The organism is Mammaliicoccus lentus (assembly GCF_002902755.1).
Lineage (GTDB): Bacteria > Bacillota > Bacilli > Staphylococcales > Staphylococcaceae > Mammaliicoccus > Mammaliicoccus lentus.
The window spans coordinates 73,766-83,391 of the sequence record NZ_PPRS01000013.1 but is presented as its reverse complement, the minus strand read 5'-3'; the positions used below and the strand labels follow the sequence as shown (position 1 = coordinate 83,391).

Here is a 9,626-nt window from a genome sequence, read left to right as displayed (position 1 = left end):
TTTAAGAAGCTATAGCCTTGTTCATATAAATCAAAAGCTTCTAATAAAGTATTGATATCTATTTTAATATTTCTAGTCATAATAAAACTCCCTGCTAAATTTTCACTATTTAAGTGTTTACTTAACAGGGAGCATATCAAAATACTTAAAGGGAAGGCTTTATAATATTTAATTTAATGCACATGTTCAGTTGTTTCCATACAACATAATAATGAATCGTCATGTTGATGATTTGGTGTTTCTAACTGTATTGTCGCATGATGAATAGATTTATGACTTAATTTGTGATTGATTTCTTCTATTATATTGTCACATTCTGAGACAGTTTTTTGACTATCTACAACAGCATGACAACTTAAAGCTGTTAAGTCACTTGTTATTGACCAGATGTGTAAATCATGTATATCTATAATGTCAGGATGTGATTTAATAGTTTCGGTTATTTCGTTAACATCGATGTTTGGCGGCGTACCTTCCATTAACACGTTGAGTGCTGATTTTGTAACCCCATAGCCACTCTTAATAATAAGAAGTGCCACAATAACACTTGCGATTGGATCGGCTAATCTCCAACCAAATATAATCATAATTAAAGCTGCTGCAATTGCACCGACAGACCCTAATAAATCACCGAGTACATGTATAAAAGCGCCTCTCATATTTAAATTATCTTTCGTGTCAGAGCCTTTAAACATTAACCAAGCTATGAATAAGTTCACTATTAAACCTATTGTACTGATTATAAGCATCCCAGTTGATGCCACTTCAGGAGGATTGAAAAATCTTTCAAAAGCTTCGTAAAAAATATATAAACTAATGGCGATTAAAAGTACACCATTAATTAATGCAGCTAGTATTTCAAACCTGCGATACCCGTATGTTTTCTTATGATTTGCAACGCGTTCGCCAAATTTAAACGCCATAAGTGCTATAAATAGTGAAATAGCATCACTTAACATATGACCAGCATCTGATAACAGAGCTAAACTATTTGTAATATAACCACCAATTACCTCTACTATCATAAATAAACCAATAATAATAAACGAAATGAGCAATATTTTTTTGTTATTAGTATGCACATGGTTATGTGCATGATCGTGGTGATGATCGTGTGACATAAATTTTACCCCCAAATATATTTAATGTTTAGCATGCTCTATAGCTTGCTTTAGCAGTAAAATCACATGGTCATCATCTATAGAATAATAAATACTTTTTCCTTCGCGATCGAATTTAACCAGTCTTAAATTTTTTAAAAATCTAAGTTGGTGAGAAACAGAAGACTGACTTAAAGAAAGTGTTTCTGCTATACAGCCTACAGAATGACGACCAGTACATAGTAAATGCAATATTTTTACGCGAGTTGGATCGCTCAATGCTTTGAATGTTTGAGAAACTAATAATAATGTTTCTTCATCTAATAAATTAGATTGTGTCATAGTGTACTCCTTTTCATATGAATATGTGTTCATATATAAATATATAACATAAAACATTAAAAGTCAAAGCGTATAAAATTGACAAAGTATACTTTATTATGAGAAGTTTTAAATATTATAAATTAAGGAGGTACACATGGTTAACATACACGGTTTAACTGTTGACGATGAGTCGAGATGTACACATTACCATACGCCACTTGATATCATAGCAATAAAATTTAAATGCTGTAATAAGTTTTATTCATGTTATAAATGTCATAATGAAAATGAAAATCATGAAATAATAAGATGGGAAAAAGATGAATTTGATGAACAAGCAATTTTATGCGGTGTCTGTAATCAAACAATGTCCATTAATGATTATATGTTAAGTGAGGTATGTCCGCACTGTTCTGCAAGATTTAATCATAGATGCAAATATCACCATCATATTTATTTTAAAATTTAAAATATACCAGTTTTTGAAAGTATTTATAATAAAAACGTGTTATAATATTTTTAACCATAAAATTGAGAGTTAACTTCGATAGATGTTGCATAGAGAGAAGGAGGACATTGAATGAAAGATTTGATTAAAGGTCATATATTAAGTGGCGAATTTGATACTGCATATAGATTGATGTCCGAAGTGGATTTCTTAGAATTTGAAGAACACTTTATTTCAGCAGCTCATGAAGATGAAAGTACAATGTTTTATACTTTTATACTCGATTGCATAAAAAGAGAAGAAACGAATGAATTACACGATTTAGCATTTCTTCTACATGTATATCCATATAGTGATCATGAAGGTGCTTTCCATACAGCTTATTATCACGCAGAGCGTTCTATGATTCTTACAGAACATAAGGAAGTGAAGAGTTTGTTACAGATGCTTTTATTACACGCTATTCCTGAACCTTTGCTGACTGATAAACAAGCTTTTGACTTAAGTAAACAAATTTTAAAATTAGATCCAGAAAATAAAGTAGCAAGAAACATAATGAAAGAAACTGCTAAGCGTATGGATCAAGTTGTAGTTGATTTTTCTCAACTGTCTAAATTCAATAACGCTTAAACCTAGTCAATTGACTAGGTTTATTTTTTATGGCATCATAGGAAAGTTAAAAAAATAAAAATTAGGAGAAAGACATGGATAATAAATTTAAGAGAAGAATCATAATGATAGTGTTTCTAGTGGGAACATTTTTTATGATTTTAAATGAAACACTTTTGAATATAGCATTAAAAGAGCTAATGTCTGTATTTAATGTAGATGCACCAACTGTGCAATGGATGGCAACTGGTTTCATGTTGGTAATGGGTGTGTTAACGCCGTTATCAGCAATCGTTAACCAGTGGTTCCCCACAAGAAAACTATTTTTAGGGTTAGTTGTTATATTCTCAATTGGAACATTAATTGCGGGATTGGCATTGAATTTTCCAATGTTATTAGTCGGAAGAATGGTTCAAGCTGCAGGTACGGGACTTATGATACCTACTGTTATGAACGCCATGCTGATGCTTTATAAAGAAAGTGAACGCGGGAAGATTATGGGTCAATTTGGTTTAGTTATAATGTTTGCTCCAGCATTAGGACCAACGTTATCGGGAGTTATCGTTGATTACCTAGGTTGGAGATGGTTATTTTTAATTGTTCTTCCATTTATGTTATTTACATTTATATTTGCTTATAAATATTTACAAAATGTAGGAGAGGTTACAAAACCAAAAGTCGATATTGCATCAATTGTAATGTCTACAGTAGGTATTGCTGGTATCATATACAGCGTTTCATCAGTTAGTTCAATTGAAGGTGGTTTTACGAATCCAGCCATCTACATTACATTGATCGTGGGCGCAATTTCAATCGTTTTATTTGTTTTAAGACAATTTAAACTTGAAGAGCCAGTATTGGATTTAAGAGTGTTTAAATATCATAATTATACTAAAGGTGTTATCATATTCGTTGCTGTTATTATGACGATGTTTGCTTCGGAAATTGTAATGCCTATGTATCTACAAGGTCCGATGGGCTTTAGTGCAAAAGTAGCTGGTCTCATTCTATTACCTGGTGCATTATTAAATGGTTTCCTTTCACCGTTTATGGGAGCTATTTTTGATAAAGTTGGGCCAAGAAAACTAGTTGTACCGGGATTACTTTTATTATTAGGTGTGTCTATTTTTTACGCAAACATTCATCCAGGTATATCGGTATGGGTATTTGTACTTGTTTATATTATATTGATGGTCAGTATATCAGCTGTACTTATGCCTGCTAATACTAATGCTTTAAATGCGTTACCTAAAGAAATGTATCCGCACGGAACAGCTGTATCTAATATGCTTCAACCAATAGGTGGAGCATTAGGTATTGCAGTATTTGTGAGTATTATGAACGGTGGACAAACTGCAGCTTTAGAAGGCATTAAAAACCCTACAACAGAAGATGTAAACCAAGCGATGACTATTGGATTACATCAGTCTTATTGGTTCGCTATTGTATTATTAGCTTTAGTTGTAATTGTTGGTTTCACAGTTACGAGAGCTAACTATAGCAAAACTTTAGAAAGTAAAAGTGAACAATAAATGTAAAAATATAAAACCTCTTACTTAAGTAAGAGGTTTTCTTAATCTTAATGAATATTTTTAAAAACAGTGGGTATAAGATTATATGTTGATTCAATTAAATGAGGAGGAACATTTGTGTCAAATGTAAAAGAAGCAACTAAAATTGGTTTTGCCTATGTCGGAGTCGTGGTAGGTGCAGGATTTTCTACTGGTCAAGAAGTGATGAAATTCTTCACTCATTATGGCTTATATGGATACATAGGCGTTATTATTTCAGGGATTATGTTGGCCTTCTTTGGTAGACAAGTCGCGAAAATTGGTACGGCGTTAGATGCTGATGACCATAGCTCAACTATTAATTACTTATTCGGAAAATTCGGTGTCGTGATTGATTATGTATTAATCTTTTTCTTATTTGGTATATCCGTCACGATGATTGCTGGCGCAGGCTCTGCATTTGAAGAAAGTTTCAGTGTCCCAACTTGGTTGGGGGCGTTAATAATGTGTATTGTTATATATATAACATTATTATTAGATTTTGATAAAATAGTTAAAGCTTTGGGTGTCGTAACACCATTCTTAATCATTGTCATTCTAATTATTGCAGGCTATTTCTTTGTGAATGGTCATGTAAGCATTAGTGATATAAATTCAACTGTAAAACAACCAAGTTTATTATGGGGGATTTTACAAGGATTTATTTACGGTGGTTTAGCATTTTCAGTAGGATTTAGTACTTTAGTCGCTATAGGTGGCGATGCTGATAAACGACATATTTCAGGTTTAGGTGGAATTATCGGCGGTGTTATTTATTTAGTATTATTAGGTTTAATCAATTCAGGTTTACTATCAGAATACCCAAACATTATCGGAGTAGAAATACCAACTTTAGCCTTAGCTAGAACGATTTCTCCAATAGTTGGTTTAGCATTATCGATTATCATGTTAATGGTAATGTATAACACAATATTAGGGCTAATGTATTCATTTACTGCTAGATTTACAGTGCCTTTTTCTAAACAATATATTGTATTACTTACTATAGCAATGGTAGCAGCTTATGGACTTAGTTTTGTTGGGTTCTCATCACTTATCGATAAATTATATCCAGCTATGGGTGTTATAGGTTTAGTTATCTGTGCGGCTATATTATTTAAGTATATTTTAAGGAAAAAAGACAACAAAAAACATATCGCATAAAATTATTGTATATGTTAAACTATCTTCTTACATGAGGAAGTGAACATATGAAAAGAAAGAAACGACGATTGTTTATTTTAATAGTGGCGATCATCGTTGTTATAAGCGGTTTCTATATCTATAACAAATATCAAGAACATAAACAACGTGAAATGCAGTTGCAAGCTCAAAAGGCAAACCAGTTGCTACTTAATAATAAAAAAGTTCAACTTTCACGTGATGTGGCATATGGGCACGAAGCTCCAAATAGCCAAATGGATATAATAACACCATCCAATATTAAAAAAGGTGAAAAATTACCTGTTATTTTTTGGACGCATGGGGGCGGATTTATAGCTGGCGATAAAAGGCATAAAAATCCTTACTTAGCACAAATTGCAGAGCAAGGATATATTATTGTGAATGTTAATTACGCGTTAGCACCAGCTTCTAGATACCCAACGCCTATACAACAATTAGATCAAGCTACAAAATATACACTCAAAAATAGAAACAAATTTAACATTGATCATAGACAAATCGTATATGGTGGAGACTCAGCTGGTGCACAGATTGCAAGTCAATATGTTGCACTACAAACAAATCCAAAATTACGACAACAAATGGAAATGAAACCAACAGTTAAACGTAAATACCTTAAAGGTGTTATATTATTCGGTGGTTTATATAATATGCAAACTGTTAGAAGTACGGAATTTCCTAGAATTGATTTATTTATGACAAGTTACACAGGCTCTGAAGAATGGGAAAGAAACTTTTCTCAAATTAATCAATTATCTACAGTTGAACAGATTACAGATAATTATCCTCCTACATTTTTAACAGTAGGGGATGCAGATCCATTTGACCCACAAAATAGAGAATTTAACGATGTACTAAAAAAATATAATGTTCAAACAACAACAACATTCTTTGATGGTACACACGGATTACGTCACCAATATCAATTTCATATGAACTTAAAAGAAGCTAAGAAAAATTATAATAATGTAATGATGTTCTTAGGTGCGAACACTAATAAGTCACCATATGAAAATAATACAAAGCGTGAATCTGAAACTGTAGTAAAAAAAGATAAATAAAAACTAACAGGCTAAGACAATTATTTGTCTTAGCCTGTTAGTTTTATATAGGTGATGATTTTATAAAAGTTTAGCCATTACAAATTCATCATAATATTTTTCATTAAAATACAAAGTATCTTTTTTCTACCTTCATTTTTAAAACCAAACTTCTCATATAAGCGGTAGGCGGGTTCATTTTCTGTAACAACTGTTAGCTCTAATCGATGGAGCTGTCTTTCTATCGCCCAAGACTCAGATTTTTGTAGTAATTTATAGCCGATTCCTTTATTTCTAAATGTTGGTAATAGACCCATTGCTAATTTTGCAGAATGTTGGTTTCTATGTGTACGACCGCCTTGAATAGTAACATAACCGATTAAGACATCATTTAGTTCAGCAACGATTATAGTAGAATTACTTGTAGTAATCATCTCTTCTAAAAATAATGTTTGGTTTTGTATAGAAATTTGATGTTCACCAGGATTGAACAAAAGATATTCTGACTGGTTAATAACGCTATCTAATAATTTGTTGAAATTTTCAACGTCATTTATTCTAATTTCTCGAATGATTTCCTCCATAAAATATCTCCTATTTCTATTTATTATTTATAATCAGTGTTATATTTAGGGTAATTAAAGTTTAAAGTTATAATCAGTATAACATATGTGTAAAGACCGTTAATAAAGGAGTGTTTCAACATGAAACCGAATGTATTAATCTCTGGTGGTTCAGGATATATAGGTAAACATTTAATTCATACTTTAAAAGATATAGGCAATTTATATGCTATTACAAAATATGAAGAAGATATGACTGAAGAAGATGTGTTATGGAGAAAATGCGATATTTTTGTTTTGAAAGATATGATAGAAGCATTAAAAGATATAGATATTGCAATATATTATTTAGATCCAAATAAAAAATCTGCAAAATTAACTCAAAGTAATGCAAGAAATTTAAACATTATAGCTAGCGATAATATGGCAAGAGCATGTAAAGCAAATAATGTTAAACAAATCATATATATTACAGGCTCTCCTTTTGATCAAGAAACAATTCAAACTTTAAAATCATACGGTACAGAAGTTATCGAAACAGAACAATCTATTAAACGACCTGCTGTTTCTATTGAATTGCAAAGGTCGAAATATGATGATGTTAGAAGTGTACATCGTATGCCATTACCGTATTCATGGAATTTAGAACAAGGTATGGAATACTATTTTGAATGGTTAGAAGAAACAAGTGGCACGCTTGTAAGGATTAAACATTACAAAGATACTTATTATATTTATTTTAAGCATAGTAATAAACCATTATTACAATTACAAAGAGAACGTCATGATATTGGTGATGATATAATACAATTTAAAGTAGTAGGCGGTACACTAGCTGTAAATATGTACGAAGATAATGGCATTTTAGAATTTAGACGTTTTAAAGAAACGAATGAATTTATGGTTCATTTATTTAATTATATACCTAGAATTCCTTGGGGGATTTATTATTTATCTCAAGCACCTATTCATAATGTTACATTAAAAGGATTTGAGATTGATTGTAGAATTAAAGATTTTCAATTACGTTCAGAGGCAGGAGAATCAAAAAAATATACTAAGTAGAGGGATAGAATGGAATTATTAATTATAGAAGATGATGAAACACTATTTAAAGCGATGCAAACTCAACTTGAGAAATGGGGTTGGTCTGTTCATGGTATTAATGATTTCAGTTTAGTATTTGAAGAGTATCAAAAAATAGAACCAGAAATGGTTATTATCGATATTCAATTACCTAAATATGATGGATTTTACTGGTGTCGGATGATTAGGCAACAATCTAATGTGCCGATAATATTTTTATCTTCTAGAGACCATCCTATGGACCAAGTCATGAGTATGGAACTAGGTGCAGATGATTTTATACAAAAGCCATTCCACACAGAAGTACTCGTTGCGAAATTACAGGCAATATATAGAAGGGTCTATCAGTATAATAAAGAAGAACCTCGTGTGAAATTATGGAATAAAGCTCGTGTAGATTATGGTAAGCATGTTATAGAAAAAAATGACATTGAAATATCACTTACTAAAAATGAAATGTTTATATTAGAAATTTTACTTAATCATAAAAATGAAATCGTAACAAGAGATACAATTATTACCGCATTGTGGGATGATGAGCAATTTGTTAGTGATAATACTTTAACAGTAAATGTTAATAGACTAAGAAAAAAATTAACGGACATTGGTTTAAATGATTTAATTGAAACAAAAGTAGGCAAGGGTTATATTGCCCACGAGCCGGAGGGATAGGATGCTTAGACAGTTTTTAAAAGAAAGATGGCCGTGGATAATATTTTTTATAGCTATGCAAATTGTGATTCTCATCACTTCTTGGCTTGATGTAGCGATATCTGTAAAAAGTGCTCAATATTTAATATGCGTTAATCTTATTTTATTTGTTATCTTTTTGTTATTAATCTATTCAAGAGAAACAAGGTTTTATCATGCTTTAAAGTCGAATATGTCTCTAAAAGAAATGGAACATAAAGACTTACAACATTCTGCTTATGAAAAAATTATATTTAACTATATTGAAGATTATGAAGAAACGAGTCGTTCAACTATTCATAAACAGAATAAAGAACTTAAGCAAACTAAAAATGATTTATTAGAATGGATTCATGAAGTGAAGACACCTATCACTGCTATGAAATTATTGTTAGATCAGATAGAAGACACAAAGTTAAAGCAAGATTTATTGTATGAGTGGAGTCGTATCGATTACTTACTCGATCAACAATTATACATTAGAAGATTAACTTCTAAATCTAATGACTTTTACTTTGGACACTTTAATCTGAAAAATATGGTCATAAAAGAAATTCAGCATGGTAGAAATATAAGCATTGCCAAAGGTGTCGGTTACGATATAAAAATAGATAATACAGAAGTCTATACTGACGAAAAATGGTGCCGTACCATCTTGAGACAAATTATAAGTAATGCTTTAAAATACACTGAAAATAGTGATATATTGATTAAATCTGGAGAACAACATGGTCAAACTTATTTAGTAATAGAAGATAAAGGTAGAGGTATAAAAGCAAGAGATTTACCAAGAATTTTTGAAAGAGGTTTTACTTCTACAACGAATCAAAGGGAATCAACTGCGACGGGCATGGGATTATATCTTGTGAAAGAAATAGCTGAAGGACTAAGTATAAAAGTGAATGTTAAATCAACATACGGCGAAGGTACAAAAGTCCTTCTCATTTTCCCAAATCCGAATATGTTTACAACAATTGAACTTGCAAAGTGACAATAATGTCACTTTGCAAGTTCAAATTGTATCATGAATC

General features: G+C 31.2%; 11 protein-coding genes. 8 read left to right on the top strand and 3 right to left on the bottom strand.

Features of this window, described 5'->3' with window-relative positions; all coding sequences use genetic code 11:
• Positions 1–173: 173 nt before the first annotated feature.
• Both CD135_RS06090 and CD135_RS06085 read right to left on the bottom strand, forming a co-directional pair.
• Positions 174–1,121, bottom strand: a complete 948-nt coding sequence (locus CD135_RS06090; protein ID WP_064205086.1) for a cation diffusion facilitator family transporter — start codon at positions 1,119–1,121, stop codon at positions 174–176.
• A 21-nt stretch (positions 1,122–1,142) separates the two neighbouring features.
• On the bottom strand, positions 1,143–1,442 hold the full coding sequence (locus tag CD135_RS06085; RefSeq protein ID WP_082892515.1) for an ArsR/SmtB family transcription factor: 300 nt from the start codon (positions 1,440–1,442) through the stop codon (positions 1,143–1,145).
• Positions 1,443–1,578: 136 nt separating this feature from the next.
• On the opposite strand from CD135_RS06085, the gene CD135_RS06080 reads away from it, so the two are divergent.
• The 5 genes from CD135_RS06080 (at position 1,579) to CD135_RS06060 (ending at position 6,277) form a co-directional block, all read left to right on the top strand.
• Entirely contained in the window at positions 1,579–1,893 is a 315-nt protein-coding gene (locus tag CD135_RS06080) for a CHY zinc finger protein (protein WP_016998484.1), read from the top strand.
• 111 nt (positions 1,894–2,004) lie between these two features.
• Complete coding sequence (locus CD135_RS06075) at positions 2,005–2,502, top strand: hypothetical protein (RefSeq protein WP_016998483.1); 498 nt, start codon at positions 2,005–2,007, stop codon at positions 2,500–2,502.
• Between the two features lie 74 nt (positions 2,503–2,576).
• Positions 2,577–4,013 (top strand): MDR family MFS transporter, encoded by a 1,437-nt coding sequence (locus CD135_RS06070; RefSeq protein WP_016998482.1) that lies wholly within the window; start codon positions 2,577–2,579, stop codon positions 4,011–4,013.
• A 117-nt stretch (positions 4,014–4,130) separates the two neighbouring features.
• Positions 4,131–5,195: a YkvI family membrane protein gene (locus CD135_RS06065; protein WP_016998481.1), complete on the top strand. Its 1,065-nt coding sequence runs from the start codon at positions 4,131–4,133 to the stop codon at positions 5,193–5,195.
• Positions 5,196–5,242: 47 nt separating this feature from the next.
• Positions 5,243–6,277, top strand: coding sequence for an alpha/beta hydrolase (locus tag CD135_RS06060; protein ID WP_064211413.1), 1,035 nt, complete (start codon positions 5,243–5,245; stop codon positions 6,275–6,277).
• A gap of 77 nt (positions 6,278–6,354) precedes the next feature.
• On the opposite strand, the gene CD135_RS06055 is transcribed toward CD135_RS06060, so the two are convergent.
• Positions 6,355–6,840, bottom strand: a complete 486-nt coding sequence (locus tag CD135_RS06055; protein ID WP_245942491.1) for a GNAT family N-acetyltransferase — start codon at positions 6,838–6,840, stop codon at positions 6,355–6,357.
• A 120-nt stretch (positions 6,841–6,960) separates the two neighbouring features.
• Between CD135_RS06055 and CD135_RS06050 the strand changes: the two genes are divergently transcribed.
• From CD135_RS06050 to CD135_RS06040, 3 genes are read left to right on the top strand one after another with little or no spacing between them, the layout of a single operon-like run.
• Positions 6,961–7,884 carry an NAD-dependent epimerase/dehydratase family protein gene (locus tag CD135_RS06050; protein WP_016998478.1) on the top strand — a complete coding sequence of 308 codons (924 nt, stop codon included), beginning with the start codon at positions 6,961–6,963 and terminating at the stop codon, positions 7,882–7,884.
• Positions 7,885–7,893: 9 nt separating this feature from the next.
• Positions 7,894–8,577: a response regulator transcription factor gene (locus CD135_RS06045; protein ID WP_016998477.1), complete on the top strand. Its 684-nt coding sequence runs from the start codon at positions 7,894–7,896 to the stop codon at positions 8,575–8,577.
• Between the two features lies 1 nt (position 8,578).
• Positions 8,579–9,586, top strand: coding sequence for a sensor histidine kinase (locus CD135_RS06040; protein ID WP_016998476.1), 1,008 nt, complete (start codon positions 8,579–8,581; stop codon positions 9,584–9,586).
• The last annotated feature ends 40 nt before the right edge of the window (positions 9,587–9,626 follow it).

What these genes read in the sequence shown, in the direction of transcription:
- CD135_RS06050 (WP_016998478.1), top strand. Translation starts at nt 6,961, where the DNA reads ATGAAACCGAATGTATTAATCTCTGGTGGTTCAGGATATATAGGTAAA.
- CD135_RS06090 (WP_064205086.1), bottom strand. Translation starts at nt 1,121, where the DNA reads ATGTCACACGATCATCACCACGATCATGCACATAACCATGTGCATACT.
- CD135_RS06085 (WP_082892515.1), bottom strand. Translation starts at nt 1,442, where the DNA reads ATGACACAATCTAATTTATTAGATGAAGAAACATTATTATTAGTTTCT.
- CD135_RS06045 (WP_016998477.1), top strand. Translation starts at nt 7,894, where the DNA reads ATGGAATTATTAATTATAGAAGATGATGAAACACTATTTAAAGCGATG.
- CD135_RS06070 (WP_016998482.1), top strand. Translation starts at nt 2,577, where the DNA reads ATGGATAATAAATTTAAGAGAAGAATCATAATGATAGTGTTTCTAGTG.
- CD135_RS06075 (WP_016998483.1), top strand. Translation starts at nt 2,005, where the DNA reads ATGAAAGATTTGATTAAAGGTCATATATTAAGTGGCGAATTTGATACT.
- CD135_RS06040 (WP_016998476.1), top strand. Translation starts at nt 8,579, where the DNA reads ATGCTTAGACAGTTTTTAAAAGAAAGATGGCCGTGGATAATATTTTTT.
- CD135_RS06055 (WP_245942491.1), bottom strand. Translation starts at nt 6,840, where the DNA reads ATGGAGGAAATCATTCGAGAAATTAGAATAAATGACGTTGAAAATTTC.
- CD135_RS06060 (WP_064211413.1), top strand. Translation starts at nt 5,243, where the DNA reads ATGAAAAGAAAGAAACGACGATTGTTTATTTTAATAGTGGCGATCATC.
- CD135_RS06080 (WP_016998484.1), top strand. Translation starts at nt 1,579, where the DNA reads ATGGTTAACATACACGGTTTAACTGTTGACGATGAGTCGAGATGTACA.